We start from the raw sequence: 19,632 nt of genomic DNA, 5'->3' as shown, positions 1-19,632 counted from the left end.
CGCTATCCTCCCGGCCTTCACGGGAGGGGTTGTCGTGGTTCGATTCCTGGTCCTCGCGGTCGTCCTTCTCCCCACGCCCGCCTTCGCCCAGACGCCGCTGCGGTTCAAGTGGACGGCCGGCGACCGTCTCGCGTTCAACGTCTCGCACGAGACGACCATCACCGAGACGGCCCCGCTCCAGAAGGACGGCAAGCCGGAAACCACGACTACCACGACGAAGCTGACCATCGGCAAGCGGTGGGACGTCAAGGCCGTCGATGCCGCGGGGACGGCCACGATGACGCTGACCATCACCGCCATGAAGCAGGAGATCGCGAAGCCGGTCGTCGGCAAGGACGGGAAGGTGCTGACGGACCTGATCGTCATGGACTCGGCCACGCCGGAGGGGGCGAAGGAGATGGCCGAGTACCTGAACAAGCCGATCCTGACGGCGAAGATCGACGCCCGCGGCGGGGTGAGCGAGGTCGCGTCCACCGGCGGAGACACGGCCAAGCACCGGTTGCAGGCCGAGCTGCCGTTCCGCGTGTTGCTGCCGGAAGCGGCCGTCGCCGAGAAGGGGACGTGGGACCGCGCGTTTTCTGTGAAGCTCGACCCGCCGCTGGGGACGGGTGAATCCCACGACGCGACGCAGACGCACACCCTCCGCGGCGTCAACAACGGGTACGCGGTGATCGCGGTCGCCACGGCGTTCAAGAACCCGCCGACGGCCGCCGCGGACCTCCAGCCGCTCGTGCCGTGGCTGTGGGAGGGGGACGTGTTCGTCCACGCCCAGACCGGAAAGTACGCGGGGGCGAAGCTGAAGGCGGCGAAGACGATCCCGAACCACGCCGGCGAGGGGACGAAGTTCGTGTTCGCCAGCGAGTACACGGAGGCGGTGGGGAAGTGACCGACCCTGGGACCGCGGGCGTCCCGCCCGCCCACCTTCGATGTCTCTGGGACCAATCTTAAGCGGCTGGGGCCGTGGCGGGCGGGACGCCCGCGGTCCCAGGGAGAAGACCGTCCAAGTACCCGCAGACCGTGTCCAGCATCCGGGACGCCCGCGGTCCCAGGGAGAAGACGCAGCGGGAAAAATCCGGTGCCGGTTGCCCTTGAAAATCGGCGGCCCGAGCTTACTATGCTCCACACACGAACCGCGGGTGTAACTCAGTGGTAGAGTACCTCGTTGCCAACGAGGTTGTCGTGGGTTCAAGTCCCATCACCCGCTCTTGAAAGCCCAGCGATGGTCATCGCTGGGCTTTCTTCACGTAAGGGCTTCCCGCAACAGCCGAATTCCATACGTTCTTCAATTCCCGAAAACGCGACGAGACAGGGTGTGCCGATGAGCGAACCAGAGACCATGACGAAGTCCGACTCGATCACCGCGCCGGACGCCGTCGCCCAAAAGCTGCCGCAGACGGTCGAGATCAAGGACGCCGGGCCGTGCAAGAAGCACGTCAAGGTGACCGTCGAGCGGACCGTCATCGACACCCGGTTCGACGAGAAGTACACGGACATCGTCCGCAGCGCGGACGTGCAAGTCCCCGGCTTCCGGCCGAAGAAGGCCCCGCGGAAGATCATCGAGAAGCAGTACAAGAAGGCCGTCGCCGCCGAGATCAAGACGGAAGTGCTGATGGCCAGCCTCGAGCAACTCGCCGACGAGCAGCAAATCTCGCCGCTCGCGCCGCCGGAACTCGACCCGCACACGATCGTCATCCCGGACGCCGGGCCGTTCGTGTACGAGTTCGACATCGAGGTCCGCCCGGAGTTCGACCTGCCGAGCTACAAGGGGCTGAAGCTCAAGAAGCCGGTCCACGCGGTCAACGACGCCGACGTGACGCGGGAGACGAACCGCATCCTGGAGCCTTACGGCCAACTCGTGCCGAAGGACGGGCCGGTCGCGCTCAACGACATCGTCACCGTGGACCTGACGATCCAGCACAACGGCAAGGACCTGAACACGATCAAAGAAACCCGCATGAAGGTCGAGAAGCGGCTCGCCCTCGCCGACGGCGTCGCCGAGGACTTCGGCAAGAAGCTGGCCGGTGCGAAGGTCGGCGACACGCGGACGGTGGACATCGTGCTGTCGAAGGAGATCGCGAACCCGGCCCTCGCCGGGGCGACGGTGCAGGCGACGTTCAAGATCAACGACGTGAAGACGATCAAGCTGCCGGAGCTGAACGCCGAGACGGTGTCCGAGTTCGGCGTGAAGGGCGTCGAGCAGTTCAACGAACTCATCCGCGTCCGGCTCGAACGGCAGATGGAGTACGTCCAGCGGCAGGTCGCCCGGACGGAGGTGTTCAAGCAGTTGGCCGGCGAGCAGAAGTGGAACCTGCCGGAAGACCTGCTCAAGCGGCAGGCCCGTAAGACGCTCGCCCGCCGTGTGATGGAGATGCGGTCCAGCGGCATGACCGACGAGCAGATCGCCGGCCGCCAGCGGATGCTCGAGATCGACGCCATCCGCAGCACCGCGGAGGCCCTCAAGGAGCACTTCGTCCTCCAGAAGATCGCGGAAGTCGAGAAGCTGGAGATTGAGGACGCGGACATCGAGAACGAAATCGCGGAGATCGCCGAGCGCAGCGGCGAGACGTACCGGAAGGTGCGTGCCCGCATGGAGAAGGAAGACCTGATCGAGGCGCTCGCGACGGAACTGCTGGAACGGAAGGCGCTCGACCTCGTGCTGAAGGACGCGACCTACGAGGAGTACGAGTACAACCCGGCCGCGGACGACACGGACGAGGTCGCCACGATTTCCAGCGAAGTCGTGCCGGAGGAGCAAGCCGCGGCCCCGGCCGCCGAGGGCGAAGCCAAGAGTTGACGGCGCGCGTACAGTAGTAAAGACGTTCTAGATCGGAATGGGGGGCGTCAGCCCCCCGCTTTTTTTCCGCCCACGAAAGGCGACAGCGATGCTCCCACCCTTTGACCCGCTCGCCGCGATCCGGCCGTCGCTCCTGGACCCCGTCGCCCAGCGGGGCGCGTACCAGCGGCAGCGGACGATGACGCTCGGCGACCTGCTGCTGGAGAACCGCATCATCTTCATCGGCAGCTCGCCCGAGACCGGCGGTAGCCCGGTCGTCAGCGACTACCTCGCGAACATCACCATCCAGAAGCTGCTGTTCCTCGTCACCGAGAACAAGACGGCCGACATCCACATGTACATCAACAGCCCCGGCGGGAGCGTGTCCGCGGGGCTGGCGATCTACGACGCGATGCAGTTCGTCGAGTGCCCGATCCACACGTACTGCATGGGCCTCGCCGCGAGCATGGCGGCCGTGCTGCTCTGCGCCGGGACGAAGGGGAAGCGGTACGCCCTGCCGAACAGCAAGGTGATGATCCACCAGCCCTACGGCCAGGTCGGCGGGCAGGTGTCGGACATCGAGATTCAGGCCGGCGAACTCATCAAGACGCACGACCGGTTGAACCAGATCATGGCCCAGCACACCGGCCAGCCGCTCGAAATCATCGCGAGGGAGAGCGACCGGGACCGGTACTTCTCCGCCCACGAGGCGAAGGAGTTCGGCCTGGTGGACGACGTGCTGAGCAAGCCCGTGGACGCGAAGAAGTGAGTCTTCGGCGAACGGCACGGCGTCAGCGTGCCGGTGGGGAGCGCCGGCTGGAACACCGGCACGCTGACGCCGTGCCGTTCGCCGGGCTTTGCGGCGAACATCGGTTGTAACGACAGACATTTAGGCCGCGTGGCACTGCCACCGAACCCCATTCACAATCCAGCGGACCGCCCGCCGATAACGACGGCGGGGCCGTCCGCGAGGAGGTCCGACGATGCCGCTAGTTCCGATGGTGATCGACAGCAAGGGCCGCGAGGAACGGGCCTACGACATCTACAGCCGCCTGCTGAAGGACCGGATCGTCTTCCTGCAGGGCGTGGTCCAGGACGACATGGCGAACCTGATCGTCGCCCAGCTTTTGTACCTGCAGTTCGAGGACCCGAAGGCCGATATCCACCTGTACATCAACAGCCCCGGCGGGAGCGTGTCCGCGGGGATGGCGATCTACGACACGATGCAGTTCCTGACCTGCCCGGTCGCGACGTACTGCATCGGCATGGCGGCGAGCATGGGGGCCGTGCTGCTGACGGCCGGGGCCGCCGGCAAGCGGTTCGCCCTGCCGAACGCCCGGATCATGATCCACCAGCCGCTGGCCGGGATGGAAGGGACTTCGACCGAGATTCAGATCCACGTGAAGGAGTTCCTGAAGACCAAGAAGCGGCTGAACGAGATTCTCAAGAAGCACACCGGGAAGTCGCTCGAGCAGCTCGAGAAGGACACCGACCGCGACAACTTCATGGCGTCCGAAGAGGCGAAGTCCTACGGCCTCATCGACGGCGTGCTGGAGCGGATGCCCGAGGGCTTGGCCCGACCCAAAACGGACTGACGGCGACAGCCGTGACCGCAGGATGCACACCACGGACCCGAACTTGAGCCGACGCTACCGCGAAAAGTCGCGGTGGCGTCGGCTCGTTTTGTTAGGCGGCGTGGTCTTGCTCGGCGGCTGCCGGACGAACCCGCGGTACGACCTGCTCGAGGCGGAGCTGCGGACCCGCGAGCGGGAACTGGCCGAGGCGCGATCCGACCTGCGGAGTAGCCGGGACTTGAACCGCGCCTACCAGCAGACGCCGCGGGGGATTGTGAACGGCGAAACCGGGATGCCGTTCCAACCGCTGAAGGAGGTCATCCTCGGCAGCGGGACCGGCGGGGCGGACAACGACAGCCAGCCCGGCGACGAGTCGCTGCAAGTGGTGCTCGTCCCGCGGGACGAGGACAACTCGGCGGTGAAGGTTCCGGCGAACGTCGTGGTGCTGGCCTACGAGGTCGCCCGCAACGGCACGAAGACGCCGATCGGCCGGTGGGACGTGTGCGCCGACCAGCTCCGCAAGACGTGGCGGGGCGGCCTGTTCGCGACCGGCTACTACCTGCTCTTGCAGTGGGACCAGGTCCCGGCCTACGAGAAGGTGCGGATCGCGGTGCGGGTGCAGACGCTCGACGGCCGCGTGTTCGAGGCGGACAAGGACGTGACCGTCCGCGTGCTGCCCGGCACCGTCCCCGGCGCGCGGGACGTGCAGCCCCTTCTTGGCGAGGGTGCGCCGCTGATTCCGCCGGCGCTGATCCCGAACGTGCCGCCGCCGAGCCTACCGCCGGACACGGTCCCGACGAACCCGCCGCGTATCGAGGAACTTCCGCCGCCGCGCGAGTCGCGGGCGTCGCCGGTGCGGTTGGCCCCGGCGCGGCCAAAGTAGTAGGCACACTCCGTGTGCCGTCTCCTTATGGCTGCAGGGACCTCGTGCAGGTCTCCGCGGCGTTCAGCAGACGGCACACGGAGTGTGCCTACTACTATGACACCATGTTTACGGCTCCCGCGTGGCTGGAACCCCGCACCGCGTACCTGCACGTCCCGTTCTGCGGCCACCACTGCGGGTACTGCGACTTCGCGGTCACGGCCGGGCAAGACCACCTCATCGAACTCTACCTCGACGCGCTGACGCTGGAGTTGCAATCGCTCGGCACGCCGCGGCCGGTGGAAACGCTCTTCATCGGCGGCGGCACGCCGACGTACCTGAGCGCGAAGCACCTCGAACGGCTGCTCGCCGCGATTCGCGAATGGTTCCCACTCGTGTCGCCGGGCGATCACGAGTTCTCCGTCGAATCGACGCCGGAGAGCCTCGACGAGGAAAAGGTGAAGCTGCTGGCCGCGTTCGGCGTGAACCGCGTCAGCGTCGGCGTGCAGTCGTTCCAGTCGGACCTGCTGACCGCCCTCGACCGGCGGCACGGCGTCTCGCAGATTCCGAAGGCCGTGGGGATCGTGCGGAAGCACGTCCCGGCGTTCTCCTTCGACCTGATTTTCGCCGCCCCCGGCCAGTCGCTCGCCGAGTGGCAGGCCGACCTCGAATCGGCACTCGCGTTCGAGCCGGATCACATTTCCACCTACGGGCTGACCTACGAGAAGGGGACGCCGCTCTGGAAGGACCGCGAGCGCGGGGCCGTGCGGACCGTGGCCGAGGACGACGAGTTGGCGATGTACGAACACGCGATGGACCGGCTGACGGCCGCCGGGTTCGAGCACTACGAGATCTCTAACTTCGCGAAGCCGGGGAAGCGGTGTCGGCACAACGAGCGGTACTGGGCGAACGAAGCGTACCACGGCGTCGGCGTCGGGGCGGCCCGGTACGTCGGCGGCCGCCGCGAGCTGAACGTGCGGGACACGAAGCTGTACGTGCAGCGGGTGCTGAGCGGCGAGTCGCCGACGTTCCAGGGCGAAGAATTGCCGCCGCGGGAGCGGGCGGTCGAGACGATCGCGACACAGCTGCGCCGCGGCGACGGGATCGCGCGCGAAGAATTTCTGGCGCAGACGAGATTTCGGTTGGATGAGTTAGTTGGCGAGAAGGTGGCGGCGTTCGTTCGCGAGGGGTTGCTGTCCGACGACAGCCGAAGCGTGCGGTTGACCCGCCGCGGGAAGTGCCTGGCGGACGGGGTTGTGGTCTCCGTCATATAGCGGTGTGGCTCTGCCCACCGTGCGGGTTCGAGTCCGCGAGAACCCGCGAGGGCGTTCCTCCCACGGGGACGTTCCTCCCGTCGCGGATAGGTTTTGGAGGGTGTAAAGGCGTTCCTCCCGCTGGAACGCTCCTTCCACCGCGATAGTTCCCTGTGAGAGGCTCCGTGGTGCGGCCGTCGAAGACTCCGGCCGCACGGTGGGCAAGCCCACCGCTATCTGTCGGAATTGTCACGCGGCCTTCACCAACACCGCCCCCTCGCCGTTCCGCAGTGTCACCTGCCGCACCGCCGGGCCGAGCGTGCCGTCGGCCCGCAGCTCGCGGTACTCGCCGTTGAGGTCGTGCGTCGTCGCCGTCGCGTCGGCCGTCGTGCCGGTCCCCTTCCCCAGCGCGTAGGACCGCGGCTTGAACAGCACCAGGGCGTTCTCGTACTCCCGCCCGAACACCTTGTACGCCAGCTTCGCGTCCTGCGGGTCGCGGCCCTCCGCGAACGTCGTCATCCCACCCACCGGCTTCCCGACGTTCACGGCCGCCGCCGGAATCCACTTCTTCGACCACGCGGCCGCCGGGGCGAACCCGCCCCAGATCGACAGGTACGTCCGCGCCGGGTCGGCGAGCAGGTAGTAGTACGACAGCGCACCGAGCTGCGTGCGGGCGTCCGTCATGTTCGCGGCCGTGCCGGGGTGGCTGTCCAGGATCACGGCCGTGCCGTCGCCGGCCGCGAGCCGCTGGTTCACCGTGTCCGCCACGTCGCCGAGCTGCGTCCAGTTCGCCTCGTTCGGCCGAAGCAGGAACTCCTCGAACGCGGCCCCGGCCGCCGCCGTCAGGCCGTTCGCCTCCGTCCGCCCGCCGGACGTGTTCGCGACGACCAGCTTCCCCGTCAGCCGGCGGCGCATCGCGTCGATCAGCCCGGCCGAGTCCGCCGTGAAATTCGCCGTGGCCTCGACCACCGGCGTCCCGGCGAACGGCAGCCGGCCGCCGGCGTTGTCCAGGAAGAACCCGTCCGCGTGCGGCTCGGCCGCGAGCAGCCGGGCGTGGTAGTCCGCCGCCCAGTCCTTCACGGCCGCCGCCGTCGGGTTCGTGACGAACCGCATCTGGCCGTAGTACGGGTAAAACAGCCGCGACTCGTGAACGAACCGGGCGTCGAACCCGGTCTGCCGCCGGGAATATTCCGTGTCGTTCAAGTGCCCGTCGCCGTCGCGGTCGGCCGCATGGTCGAACGCGGGGATCGTGGCGTCGTCCGTCCCCTTCGCGTGGACGTAGTCGCGGCCGAAGACCGACTTCGCCTCCGGGGCCTGCGCCGCCGTGCCGGCCGTGGTGCGGAAGCGGACGGTGAACAGCCGGTAATCCCCGGCCGCGCTCGCCACCCAATCGCGGGGCGGGTCGAACGTGATTTGCCCGGACCTCTCGAACCCGTTCGTGCCGTCGGAAACGAGCGCGAGCGGCTTCCACGCCGTCGGCTTGCCCGCGGAATCGACGGCCGCCGCGTACTCCCACGTCCCGGCCCATCCTGCTTGCGGGCCGCGGGCCGTCGTCACGTTCAACTCGCGGAACCGGTCCGGGAACCCGAAGCTGACGGCCTCGCCCGCCCCGCCGAACGTCACGCCGACGCTACGGTCCGCGCGGGCGTTCGAGGTCAGCCCCGTCACCGGGCCGGTCCCGTCCGCCGCCCCGCGGGACACGTTCCACAGCCACGTCACCGGCTGTGCCGACGCGCTGCTGCCGGTGGACGCCGTCGCTTCCGCGACGTGGTAGAACGCAGCCTCACGGCTCGCCCCCGTCGCGTCGGCGTAGTTCAACCAGTCGAGCAGCAAGTCCTGGTACAGGTTCGACACGTTGCTGTAGAGCACCTTCGCGGTGCCCGGCGCGGCCTCCTCGAACGTGTCCAGGTACTTCGGGTTCGGGATGACGAGATCGACCGACTCCGCCGCGAGGTTCTTCTCGAACGCGGCCACCGGCGTCTTGTCGTAGGCCAGTTCCGCGATCCGGACGTGCGAATACTTCTGCCCCGCCGTCGGCGAGCTGACGGGCGGGGCGGCCGCGATCGGCAGGACCGTGAAGTCGTCCACGTAGGCCGGGCCGGACCCGCCGGGTGACCGGCCGAGGCCCGCCAGCCCCGCGCCGGGAACCAGCGTCACGGTCGTCGCAATCGCGTCGCCCGCCTCGGCCCCCCATCGGCCGTCGGCCGCGAGGAACTCGCCCGTGTCGGCCCGCCGGACGCGGACCGCGGCCCGCTCACCGGTTAGCGAGAGCGTGACGTGCAGCCACGTCTCCCCCGGCTTCGCCGTCGGCGTCGCGGACGCGACCACCCGCTCCACGCCGTTGACCGATTCGACGACCGCGACCGCCCCGCCGTCCGTCGTGGTCACGCCGACGTAGGACGCGGCCGCCGACTCCAAGTTCGAGCCGCGGGCGAAGAGTAGCACCGGGGCCGGCGCGGACGACAGCACGTACCCCTGCACCGTTACGTCGCCGCCGACGACGGCCGTGTCCCAGAACCGCGAGGCCGTGTCGGCGCTACCGCGGATCGCGAGGGCCTGCTGGCCGGAGGTCGCGAAGTTTCGGCTGATCGAATACAGTCCGTTCCCGCGGCTCGCCCACTGCTGCCACCCGGCGGGGGCGGACGGGAACGGGGTGGTGTCGAAGGACTCGGCCACGAGGGCGGAAGGGGTTTCGCGGGATTCGAGTTGCTGACAATGGAGCCTAAACCGTCCACTGGGCGGCATCAACATCCCGGACTCCTCGGTGTCGGTCGTAGCGGTCCTGCCGCCCGTCCTCCGCCGCCGAGAGCCGAAGCAGGCGCAAGCCCACCCCGTACAGGCGTCCGGATTTGGGGCAGTCCTTGCCTTGTTGTCCGGTTCTGATCGGATGCCGCGCCGCGCGGCGGACAGGAAACGAACCGGGGTTCGCCCGGCCGCGCCGCGCGAACCCCGACAGGATGCCGACAACGGATCGAACCCGGCCGATGCGTCAGGGCTTCCGAGACGAACCGTCTTCGCCGACCCGCACGACCCGCACCGTGGGATGATGCAATCCCCCTTCAATCGGGTGGCCGGCCAGCACGATCACGCGGTCGCCGTCCTTCAGCGCCCCGGCCCGGAACGCATCGCGGACGGCGGCCTCCATCCGATCCTCGCCCGGCGCGAGCCAGCTGAGCGGCATCGGCCGCACCCCCCAGACGAGCGCCAACTTACGGGGGACGACATCGCCGGGGGCCAGCGCGAGGACATCCGCCCACGGCCGGTTGCGGGCCAAGAGGCGGGCCGTCCGCCCGGTGATCGTCGGCGTCACGATCGCGGCCGCCCCGACCTCTTCCGCCAGGTCGCACGCCATTTGCGTCAGCGGGTCGTCGATGTCGTTGACCTGGTGGAAGGACGCCCGCGGGGGCCGCTGCTGCCGGGTGGCCCGCAGGTGCTGCTCCGTCTCCTCCGCGATGCGGGCCATGCACTTCACGGCCTCGACCGGGTACTGGCCGACGGCCGTTTCGCCGGACAGCATGACGGCGTCCGTACCGTCGAAGATGGCGTTCGACACGTCGCTCGCCTCGGCCCGCGTCGGCCGCGGGTTCTTCTGCATCGAGTCGAGCATGTCCGTCGCCGTGATGACCGGCTTCCCCGCGTACCGGGCCTCGGCGATGAGCCGCTTCTGCGCCATCGGCACCTGTTCGAGCGGGATCTCGACCCCCAGGTCGCCACGGGCGACCATGAGGCCGTCGAATGCGTGGATGATCGGGACCATCCGCTCGACCGCCTCCGGCCGTTCCATCTTCGCCAGCACCGGGCCGCGGTAGCCGAACGTCGCCGCGACCTCGCGAAGCTCCGCCGCCGCCTCCGGCCCGCGGACGAACGAGAGCGCGAGCCAGTCGCAGTTCGCCTTCACCGCGACCTCGATGGCCAGCCGGTCGCGGTCCGTGACGGCCGAGATCGACAGCGGCGTGTCCGGCAGGTTGATCCCCTTGTTCGGCTTCAGCGGCCCGCCGACGAGCACCTTCGCGAACAGCCGCCCGCCGTCGGCCTTCACCGCTTCGAGTTGCAGCCGGCCGTCGTCCAATAGGACGCGCTGCCCCGGCCGCACGTCCACGAGGCACTCGGGTTCCGTGATGACGATGTCGCTCGGATCGACGACGGCGTCGTTGAGGGAGAACGAAATCTGGTCGCCGACGGCGAGCGGACGTTCCGCCGGAATCTTGCACCGCAGCTTCGGCCCCGGCAGGTCGGCGAGTACGGCCGTCACCTTCCCGACCCGCCGCGATGCGTCGCGGAACCGCTGCACCCGCGCCAGGTGCTCGTCGGCGACGCCGTGCGAGAAGTTGATCCGCGCGACATCGACCCCGGCCCTTAGCACGGCCTCGAGCGCCGCCGGGTCGTCCGTGGCCGGCCCGAGCGTGGCGACAATCTTCGTTCGACGCATGGTGAGCTTCCGAGAAGGGAACGCGGCACGCACTTTGTTTACGAACTCGACGCGGCAGATAAGGCCGCGCGAGAAATTCTTGTAAGGCCCGCCGAACCCGCGCGGTAATCTTCCGGTCATGTCTGCGCCGGTGTCCGTGTTCGCCCACCGTCTCGAACGAGGTTCCCCATGTTCAAGTGCGTGCGCGCCGGGTTGGCGCTGGTCCTCTCGCTGTCGCCCGTGGCCGCGGCCGACTGGCCGCAGTTCCGCGGGCCGAACGGGTCCGGCGTCGCCGACGCCGAGAAGCCGCCCGTGCAGTTCGGCCCCGAAAAAAACCTGAAGTGGAAAGTCCCCGTCGCCCCCGGCATGTCGTCCCCAGTCGTCGCGAGGGACAAACTCTTCCTGACCGCCTTCGACAACAACAAGCTCTACACGGTTGCCTACGCGACGGCCGACGGCAAGGAACTCTGGCGGAAGGAGTCCCCGGCCGCGAAGCTCGAAGCCTTCCACAAGACCGAGGGCAGCCCGGCCGCGTCGAGCGTCGCGACCGACGGCAAGGTCGTCGTCTCCTACTTCGGCTCCTGCGGCGTGTTCGCCCACGACACCGACGGCAAGTTCCTCTGGAAGTACGACCTGCCCCCGGCCGTGACCGCCGCCGACTTCGGGACCGGCGTGTCGCCCATCCTCGCCGACGGACTCGTGGTGCTGCTCCGCGACGAGACGAAGGAGCCGAAGATTCTGGCGATCGACGCCGCCACCGGGTCGCGGGTGTGGGAGACGAAGCGGCAGTCGCCGACCAGCTACGGCACGCCGACGATTCTGGAAGCCGACGGCGGCAAGCAGGTCCTCTGCGTCGGGTACGGCCGGTTCATCGCCTACGACCTGAAGACCGGGGAGGAGAAGTGGAGCGTGGCCGGGATGCCGTCCGCCGCGTGTACCACCCCGGTCGTCGGCGACGGCGCGATCTACTTCGCCGGGTGGTCGCCGGGCGACGCCGAGGACAAGGAGTTCCAGATGCCGACGTTCGCGAAGCTGCTGGAGGCCGACAAGGACAAGGACGGCAAGCTGAGCAAGGCCGAGTCGGAGCAATCGTTCCTCACCGGGTTCTTCGACAACAACGACACAGACAAGGACGGGTTCATCACGAAGGAGGAGTGGGACGCGACGCTGAAGTTCATGAGCACCGCGAAGAACGCCGCGTTCGCCGTGAAGGCCGGCGGCAAGGGCGACGTGACGAAAACGCACGTCCTGTGGCGGAAGACGAAGGGCCTGCCCTACGTGCCGAGCGCGATCCTGTACAAGGGCCAGTACGTGATGGTGAAGGACGGCGGCCTGGTGACGGCCTACGACGCGAAGACCGGCAACGAGGTGTACGTGCAGGAGCGGGCGGCGGCCGGCGGCCGGTACTACGCCTCCCCGGTGGCGGCGAACGGCCACATCTACACGGTGACGCTCGACGACGGCACGTTCACGGTCTTCAAGGCCGGCGAGGCCGTCCCGGACGTGGCGGCAAAGAACCCGAAGCTCGGCGAGCGCGTCGCCGCGACCCCGGCGATCGCGGGCAACGTGCTGTACGTGCGGTCGGCCAACCACCTGTGGGCGTTCGCGGAGAAGTGAGCGATTTGACCTGCCATGCGGGAATCGTTACCCTGGGGCGAGGCGGAGTGCTGTTGCGTCCGCTCTCGCCCCTGGCGCGTTTACCGAGCTAGAATCATGAACGAGGGCGGCGAGTGAACAAGGCGGACTTGGAGCAACTCGCCGACCTCCGACTGACTGAAGCGGTCGCGCTGCTGAGGCTGACGCCGCCGATGCCGGACGGCGCATATTACCTGGCCGGGTACGCGGTCGAGTGTGCGTTGAAGGCGTGCATCGCGAAGTTGACGGCCCAGTACGACTTCCCGGACAAGAACTTCGCCGCGAAGTGCTTCACGCACAATCCGGAAGTCCTGGTTACGCAAGCTGGCCTCGAACAAGCCAGGAGAGCGGCGATGGCTACGGATCCAAAACTTGCCGCGAACTGGTTGACCGTGAAGGACTGGAGCGAAGAAACTCGGTACATGCGGTGGACGGTCGCCGAAGCGACCCTTCTCATCGAAGCCATCCGGGAACCGAACCACGGGGTGCTGCAATGGGTCAAGACACACTGGTAGGAATGCAGATCGACGGCGGTAAGGCTCTCGTGGAATCGCTGCGAAATGCCGGGTTCGATGTCGCCGTGAGCGGTTGGACGAAATCGACCGACGGCGGCGATTGGTATCTCTACATCGCGTCCCGTGACGTGGACGACCGCGGGATAACCGAAGCATACGGGACGGTCTTTACCACGATTCAAGCGAACCCGACGTTCGGCATTGACCCGTTCGATGTCAAGTTGATCGGCCCTCAAAACCCGATCGCGAAAGACTTGCTCGACATTCGCGGCACCGGAGGTGCGCCGATCCTTACGCGAAGCCGTCGGCCCCGGCTGGGGCAGATGAGTGTTGACGAAACCTACGTCTATGCTTCCTAGTTCTCGGGCAACCGGACGCTTCTGGCGACGTTGCCGCGAGAAATGATAGGGTGTCGATTGAGGCATGGAGGCACGCCCGTTGGACGGGAGTTCGCTCATGATCCCGATTGTCGTCTTCTGGACGAACTACACCGCAACCGTGCGGGGACGGGTCTTGAAACTTGTCCCGTGCGAAAGTTGCAAAACCGAGTACGTCTACGTACTCGAGCGCGAGGGGGTTGGGGCCGGCACGAGCGTATACGGGCTGTACGCGGAGACCGCACAGGACAACGCCGAATCTGGTGCTCAAGACATACTCGGGCAGTACTTGGCGAACGACTTCGACCCGGTCCCTTGCCCCATGTGCGGGCACTACCAAGCGTTCATGTTTCCGAAGTTAATCGAAACACGATCCCCGTGGCCTGTCATGGCCGTGGTAATGGCTCTTCTCGTCGGTCTGTTGGCTCTCGTCAGCGCCATGTACTGGGGTGTCAATTACCACGAACGGCCAAGCGACCATGCGCTGTCGCGGCTGGTTACGGCAGGTTCGGTTCTCTTGCTCGCGGGCTTGGTCTGGGTCGTGCTGTCCACCGTACAACGGAACAAGGCCCGACGATTCGACCCGAACGAGGCGGAGGATCAACAGACGCGCATCGAAAAAGGGCGGAGCCGTGCCGTTACACGGGGAGAGTTCGAGGCGATGCAGAAGCCGACACGACTTCCAGAGACATGAATGCCGTTGGAAGTCACCTTACCTGTTTCGGAGTACCGAAACTCGCGACGTTCCCCTGAAAAATCCATGAGCGGCGGGCCTGCGGCCCGCCGCTTCGCGTTTATCACCGATGGCCCGCTTCCCGCCGCGGCCGGGCGAATTACACTGAAGGCACACTCCAGAAAGATTCGCCATGCACACGACCGCCGAGCGGGACCCGCTCGATCTCGTCGCCGAGGAGTTCGCCGACCGCTGCCGCCGCGGCGAAGTTCCGTCCATCACGCAGTACGCCGACAAGTATCCGGCCCTCGCCGACGAACTCCGCGAGCTGCTCCCGGCCGTCGCCCAGATGGAGATGCTCAAGCGGTACAAGCACTCGTCGTCGCTGCCGACCGTCCACCCGGCCCAGGACGCGCCCACGAAGCTCGGCGACTACCGCATCGTCCGGGAACTCGGCCGCGGCGGGATGGGCGTCGTCTACGAGGCGGTGCAGGAGACGCTCGGCCGCCGCGTCGCGCTGAAGCTCCTGCCGCTGCCCGGCCGTAACGATGCCGTCCGCCGGGAACGCTTCCTCCGCGAGGCCCAGGTCGCAGCGAAGTTGCACCACACGAACATCGTCCCCGTCTTCGGCGTCGGCGAGGAGGACGGCGTGCCGTACTTCGTCATGCAGTTCATCCCCGGCTGCGGGCTGAACGACGTGATCGCCAACTGGCGGACCCGCGACACGTCCGACGTGGGGCCGGCGTCCAAGGCGCTGGTCAACCCGAACCAGTGGCGGCGGATCGCGGGTATCGGCCGGGCCGCCGCGAACGCCCTCCAGTACGCCCACGAGCAGGGCGTGCTGCACCGGGACGTGAAGCCGGGGAACCTGCTGCTCGACCACCACGGCACGGTCTGGGTCGCCGACTTCGGGCTGGCGAAGCTGACCGACGGCGAATCGCTGACGGCCACCGGCGATCTGCTCGGCACGATCGCGTACATGGCCCCGGAGGCGCTCCGCGGCGTCGCCGACGCAAGGACCGACGTGTACGGCCTCGGCATGACGCTATACGAACTCGTCACCGGCAAGATGCCGTTCGACGACTCGAACCCGGCCGTGCTGATCCGCAAGATCAGCGACAACGACCCGCCGCCGCCGCGGCAACTGAACCCCGGCGTGCCGCGGGACCTGGAGACGATCATCCTGAAGGCCATCGCCCGCGAGCCGGACCGCCGGTACGCGACGGCCCAGGAGCTGGAGGACGACCTCGACGCGTTCCTGCACGACGAGCCGATCCGGGCGCGGCGGTCGTCCGTGTTCCAGCGGGCGTGGCTGTGGGCGAAGCGGAACCCGATCCTGGCGGCATTGTCCGCGGTGACGGCGGCGGCGCTCGTGTTCGCCGCCGCCGTCGGGTGGGTGAGCTACACCCGCACCCGCGACGCGCTGGCGAACGAGCAGAAACTCTTGAAGGACGCGAAGGAGGCGAACCAGAAGCTGTCGGACAACCTCGCGCTGTCGCTGGCCGCGTTCGAGGCCGTGTTCGAGGCGGCGGGCGGCGGGCCGGACCCGTTCGGGCCGATGATGGTCCAGTTCCCCCGAGGAATGGACCGCCCGCCGGGCGGGCCGCGCGAGGGCGAGCCGAAGCCGCCCGACGGGTCGCGGCGGAACGACACCAAGCCGCCCGACGGGGACGGCCGACCGCGGCCCGGCGACGAAGGCCCGCGGATGCGGCCCGGCGGCCTGAATCTCCAACAGCCGGCCAACGACACGAGCGCGATGTTGGAGGCCGTCCTTACCTTCTACGAAAAGTTCGCCGAGCAGAACGCGACGAACCCGAAGCTGCAACTCGACGCGGCGAAGGCGTACCGCAAGGTCGGGCAGCTCAACTTCTTCCTCCGCCGGCCGGAGAAGGCGGAGGCGGCCGTCCGCCGGTCCGTCGAGATGCTGGACGGGCTGATCCTCAAGTTCCCCGACTCGCCGGACGTGTCCCGCGAGTACGCGATGTCTGTCGCCGCGATGGCCCCGTTCTGGGCGCAGAACCCCTCCCTGCTCAACGAGCGGTACGCGACCTACCGGCGGGCGGTGGAACTCGCGGACCCCGGCCCGCCGATGAACCCGATGGTCTACCGCGTTTTGGCGTCCATGGCGGACAGGGCGAACGAGCCGGCGGTCGCCGAGCAGGCCAGGAAGCGCGCCGCCGAGTTCCAACTGCCCCGCGGCCCCGGTTGGCCCGACGGCCCGCCCGGCGACCGCGAGCGCGAGCGGCGGCCCGGCGGCGACCGCGGGGAGCGGCGGCAGTAGCACGGAGTGTGTAGAACAGCCGGACGCCGCTCGCGCACTCTCAGGTTCCGCCCGATGGCCGACCCGCTGTTCACCCCCGAAGTCCGGTTGATGCTCGAAGAGCAGGACGCGGCCGGCCTCCGCGCGTTCTGCGAAGACCTCCACCCGGCAACGATGGCGGCCGTCCTCGACGGCTTCCCGCCCGAGCAAATCTGGGACGTGCTGAGCCACGCCGACGTTCGCAACCAGGCCGCGATCTTCGAGTATCTGCCGCACCCGCTTCAACTGGAAATGCTCGCGCAGGACCGGCCGCAGGTCGGGGCGCTCGTCGGCAAGATGTCGCACGACGACCGCGTGGACGTGATGCGCCGCGCCCCGGCCGTCCTGCGGGAGAAGCTGCTCGCCACGCTCGACGAGGCGGACCGCAAGGACGTGGCGGCGCTCGTGGAGTTCGGCGCGGACACGGTCGGCGCGATCATGACGACCGACTACGCCTGGCTGCGGCCGGACCTGACGACCGAGCAAGCCATCGACCAACTCCGGACTCAGGCGGGCGACCGCGAGACGATCTACTACATCTACGTCCTCGACGAGCCGCCGGGCGGCCGCCCGGACGCGCGGAAGCGCGCCCGCAAGCTGCTCGGCGTCGTGTCGCTGCGGGACCTCATCCTCGCGCCGAAGGACACGCCGATCCGCGACCTGGTGCGGGACGAGGTGGTGACGCTGCGGTACGACGAGCCGACGGAGAAGGCGGCCCAAATCCTCGCGCGGTACGACTTCATCGCGATGCCGGTGACGGACGCCGAGGGCCGGATGCTCGGCATCGTCACGCACGACGACGTGATCGACGTGATCCAGGAAGAGGCGACGGAAGACTTGCAGCGACAGGCCGGCGTCGGGCGGATCGAAGGGAACTACCTGGAAGCCCGATTTTGGTTGGTGTGGCTGAGCCGGGTGCAGGTCCTCGCGTTGGTTTTCTTAATCCAGATGTTCACCATCAACGTGATGGCCTGGAACGAAGAGAAGATTCGCGCCTTCGCCGCCCTGGTCGCGTGCCTGCCTCTCGTGATGTCGGTCGGCGGGAACGCCGGGTCCCAGGCGGCCACCCTGGTCGTGCGGTCCCTCTCCCTCGAACAAATCCGACCCTACGAGTGGCGTCGCGTCCTCGGCCGGGAGGTGTTAATGGGCCTCGCCCTCGCCGGAACCCTCGGCCTCCTAGCGCTATTCCGGACGTACTTCCTCACGCCGAGTTCGCTGATACCGTCCGACGACATCCTGGTGAAATTGACGATCGTACTCGGCACGGCGGTCGTGGCCGTTTGTCTTTGCGGCACGCTCCTGGGGGCGATGCTCCCGCTCGTCATCCACCGCCTCGGCGGCGACCCGGCGCTCGTGTCCAGCCCGGCCATTGCGACGTTCAGCGACGTGGCGGCCATCGTCATCTACGCGAACATCGCCCTCCTGTTCTTCGGCGGGTGAATCCGGTCCTGCCGGTTGTGCCGCCCCGCCCGCGTACCGGACCGCCACCGCCGCCACCGCCGCGACAGCCGCTCGCGGCGGGCGGCCGACGTATACGATGGGAAGGATTCCGCCCGCACCCGACAGGGACCGTCCGCATGGCCGCGGCCGCCGACGATGCCGTTCTGCCGCCGGTCACGCCCGCCAGCGTGTCCGCGGCCGCCGCCGACGCGCTCGTCGCCCTCGGCGACTGGACGGCGTTCTCCGCCCGCGCCGCCGCCGGCCTCGTCACCCGCCACTTCAAGCCCCGCGAGCTACTCGCCCAGTGCGTCAGCATCGGCGTCGGCAGCATCGGCGTCGTCGCTGTAACCGGCACGTTCATCGGCATGGTGCTGGCCGTCCAGGCGTACACCCAGCTCCATCAGGTCGGCCTCGACACGTCGCTGGGGGCCATCATCAACATGTCCGTCGTCCGCGAACTCGGCCCGGTGCTGACGGCCGTGATGCTCGCGGGGCGGGTCGGCAGCGCCATGGCCGCGGAACTCGGCACGATGCGGGTCACGGAACAGCTCGATGCGCTGGCGTGTTTGGGCGTCGATCCCGTCCGGTACCTCGTGGCCCCGCGGTTCCTGGCGTGCGTGCTCATGATCCCGCTGCTCACGGTCGTCGCGGACGTGATGGGCCTCGCCGGCAGCACGGTCGTCTGCTTGCGGGTCTACGGCATCGACCCGTACCATTACTGGGAGCACGCGCGGGCGTTCGTCAGCCTGTGGGACGTGTTCGTGGGGCTGGCGAAGTCGGTCGCGTTCGGCGGGGTGATCGCGCTGATCGCGTGCCACCGCGGGTTCCACGGGGCGGCCGGGGCCACCGGCGTCGGCCGGGCCGCGACGCAGGCGTTCGTCGTCTCGTTCATCGCCATCCTCGCGATGGACTTCGTCTTCGGCCTGTTCGCCAACACCCTGCACGACATGATCTGGCCGCCGACCGGGGCGAAGCCGCTATGAGCGAACCCCTCATCCGCCTGCAACACGTCTCCGTCCGGTTCGGGCAGCATCAAGTGCTGCGCGACGTGAGCTTGGACATCTTCCCGCAACAGACGGTCGCGTTCATCGGCGAGAGCGGGTGCGGCAAGACGGTCACGCTCAAACTGATCGTCGGCCTGCTCCAACCGACCGATGGCGAGGTGTTGTTCGAGGGGAAGAACCTGCGGTCGCTCAGCGAGCGAGAACTGACCGCGATGCGGCTCCGCGTCGGGTTCCTGTTTCAGAGCGCCGCCCTGTTCGACAGCCTGAGCGTCTTCGACAACGTCGCGTTCGGCCTGAAGGCGAAGGGCGGCGTGTCCGCGGACGAAATCCAGAAGCGGGTCCGCGAGCGGGTGAAGGAGGTCGGGCTGCCGGAGGCGTCCGAGGCGAAGATGCCGAGCGAGCTGTCCGGCGGGATGCGGAAGCGGGTCGGGCTGGCGCGGGCGCTGGCCCTCGACCCGGCCGTGATGCTGTACGACGAGCCGACGACCGGCCTCGACCCGATCATGACGGACGTGATTAACGAACTCATCCTGCAAACGCGGGAGAAGCGGCCGGTCACGAGCATCATCGTGACGCACGAGATGCGGACGGTGCGGAAGGTAGCGGACCGGGTGGTGATGTTCTACCCGCTCGCGAAGCTGGCCGACGGCGAGCGGCAGGTCGTGTTCGACGGCCCGCCGGACCAGCTGGCCGAGGCGACCGACCCGCGTGTCCGGCAGTTCGTCGAGGGCCGCGCGGGGGAGGCGGGCCAAGAGTCGGGCGGGGTTCATGGATTTGTTCCCTCCCCCCTTGGGGGGGAGGGTTAGGGAGGGGGGTGAG

The 19,632-nt window shown here is 68.1% G+C and carries 16 protein-coding genes and 1 tRNA gene; 15 read left to right on the top strand and 2 right to left on the bottom strand.

What is annotated here, in order from left to right; translation table 11 throughout:
- Positions 1-34 precede the first annotated feature (34 nt).
- The 7 genes from AC5JJ2_RS15825 (at position 35) to hemW (ending at position 6,483) form a co-directional block, all read left to right on the top strand.
- Complete coding sequence (locus AC5JJ2_RS15825; protein ID WP_495858977.1) at positions 35-886, top strand: hypothetical protein; 852 nt, start codon at positions 35-37, stop codon at positions 884-886.
- Between the two features lie 246 nt (positions 887-1,132).
- A tRNA-Gly gene (locus AC5JJ2_RS15820) sits at positions 1,133-1,204 on the top strand.
- 132 nt (positions 1,205-1,336) lie between these two features.
- Entirely contained in the window at positions 1,337-2,794 is a 1,458-nt protein-coding gene (gene tig, locus AC5JJ2_RS15815; RefSeq protein WP_495858976.1) for a trigger factor, read from the top strand.
- Between the two features lie 88 nt (positions 2,795-2,882).
- Entirely contained in the window at positions 2,883-3,542 is a 660-nt protein-coding gene (locus AC5JJ2_RS15810) for a ClpP family protease (RefSeq protein WP_495858975.1), read from the top strand.
- A gap of 214 nt (positions 3,543-3,756) precedes the next feature.
- A complete protein-coding gene (locus AC5JJ2_RS15805; RefSeq protein WP_495858974.1) occupies positions 3,757-4,368 on the top strand; it encodes an ATP-dependent Clp protease proteolytic subunit in 612 nt (203 codons plus the stop codon).
- A 22-nt stretch (positions 4,369-4,390) separates the two neighbouring features.
- The gene (locus tag AC5JJ2_RS15800; RefSeq protein WP_495858973.1) at positions 4,391-5,230 is read left to right on the top strand and encodes a hypothetical protein; all 840 of its coding nucleotides are present in this window, start codon (positions 4,391-4,393) and stop codon (positions 5,228-5,230) included.
- Positions 5,231-5,334: 104 nt separating this feature from the next.
- Positions 5,335-6,483, top strand: a complete 1,149-nt coding sequence (gene hemW / locus AC5JJ2_RS15795) for a radical SAM family heme chaperone HemW (protein WP_495858972.1) — start codon at positions 5,335-5,337, stop codon at positions 6,481-6,483.
- A 228-nt stretch (positions 6,484-6,711) separates the two neighbouring features.
- Here the strand turns inward: hemW and AC5JJ2_RS15790 are convergent, their stop codons facing one another.
- Positions 6,712-9,213 (bottom strand): hypothetical protein, encoded by a 2,502-nt coding sequence (locus tag AC5JJ2_RS15790; protein ID WP_495858971.1) that lies wholly within the window; start codon positions 9,211-9,213, stop codon positions 6,712-6,714.
- A 238-nt stretch (positions 9,214-9,451) separates the two neighbouring features.
- Complete coding sequence (gene pyk, locus AC5JJ2_RS15785) at positions 9,452-10,891, bottom strand: pyruvate kinase (RefSeq protein ID WP_495858970.1); 1,440 nt, start codon at positions 10,889-10,891, stop codon at positions 9,452-9,454.
- A 168-nt stretch (positions 10,892-11,059) separates the two neighbouring features.
- Between pyk and AC5JJ2_RS15780 the strand changes: the two genes are divergently transcribed.
- The 8 genes from AC5JJ2_RS15780 (at position 11,060) to AC5JJ2_RS15745 (ending at position 19,619) form a co-directional block, all read left to right on the top strand.
- Positions 11,060-12,487: an outer membrane protein assembly factor BamB family protein gene (locus AC5JJ2_RS15780; RefSeq protein WP_495858969.1), complete on the top strand. Its 1,428-nt coding sequence runs from the start codon at positions 11,060-11,062 to the stop codon at positions 12,485-12,487.
- A 113-nt stretch (positions 12,488-12,600) separates the two neighbouring features.
- Positions 12,601-13,020 carry a DNA-binding protein gene (locus tag AC5JJ2_RS15775; protein ID WP_495858968.1) on the top strand — a complete coding sequence of 140 codons (420 nt, stop codon included), beginning with the start codon at positions 12,601-12,603 and terminating at the stop codon, positions 13,018-13,020.
- Between the two features lie 2 nt (positions 13,021-13,022).
- Positions 13,023-13,379: a hypothetical protein gene (locus AC5JJ2_RS15770; protein WP_495858967.1), complete on the top strand. Its 357-nt coding sequence runs from the start codon at positions 13,023-13,025 to the stop codon at positions 13,377-13,379.
- A 97-nt stretch (positions 13,380-13,476) separates the two neighbouring features.
- Positions 13,477-14,091 carry a hypothetical protein gene (locus AC5JJ2_RS15765; RefSeq protein WP_495858966.1) on the top strand — a complete coding sequence of 205 codons (615 nt, stop codon included), beginning with the start codon at positions 13,477-13,479 and terminating at the stop codon, positions 14,089-14,091.
- Between the two features lie 172 nt (positions 14,092-14,263).
- Complete coding sequence (locus AC5JJ2_RS15760) at positions 14,264-16,351, top strand: serine/threonine-protein kinase (protein WP_495858965.1); 2,088 nt, start codon at positions 14,264-14,266, stop codon at positions 16,349-16,351.
- 54 nt (positions 16,352-16,405) lie between these two features.
- Entirely contained in the window at positions 16,406-17,809 is a 1,404-nt protein-coding gene (gene mgtE, locus AC5JJ2_RS15755; RefSeq protein WP_495858964.1) for a magnesium transporter, read from the top strand.
- A gap of 137 nt (positions 17,810-17,946) precedes the next feature.
- Positions 17,947-18,792 (top strand): MlaE family ABC transporter permease, encoded by an 846-nt coding sequence (locus tag AC5JJ2_RS15750; protein ID WP_495858963.1) that lies wholly within the window; start codon positions 17,947-17,949, stop codon positions 18,790-18,792.
- Entirely contained in the window at positions 18,789-19,619 is an 831-nt protein-coding gene (locus AC5JJ2_RS15745; protein ID WP_495858962.1) for an ABC transporter ATP-binding protein, read from the top strand. Before AC5JJ2_RS15750 ends, AC5JJ2_RS15745 begins: the two co-directional genes overlap by 4 nt.
- The last annotated feature ends 13 nt before the right edge of the window (positions 19,620-19,632 follow it).

The organism is Limnoglobus sp. (assembly GCF_059499385.1).
The sequence above is the reverse complement of the archived record's forward strand: the minus strand, read 5'-3'. Positions and strand labels throughout refer to the sequence as shown.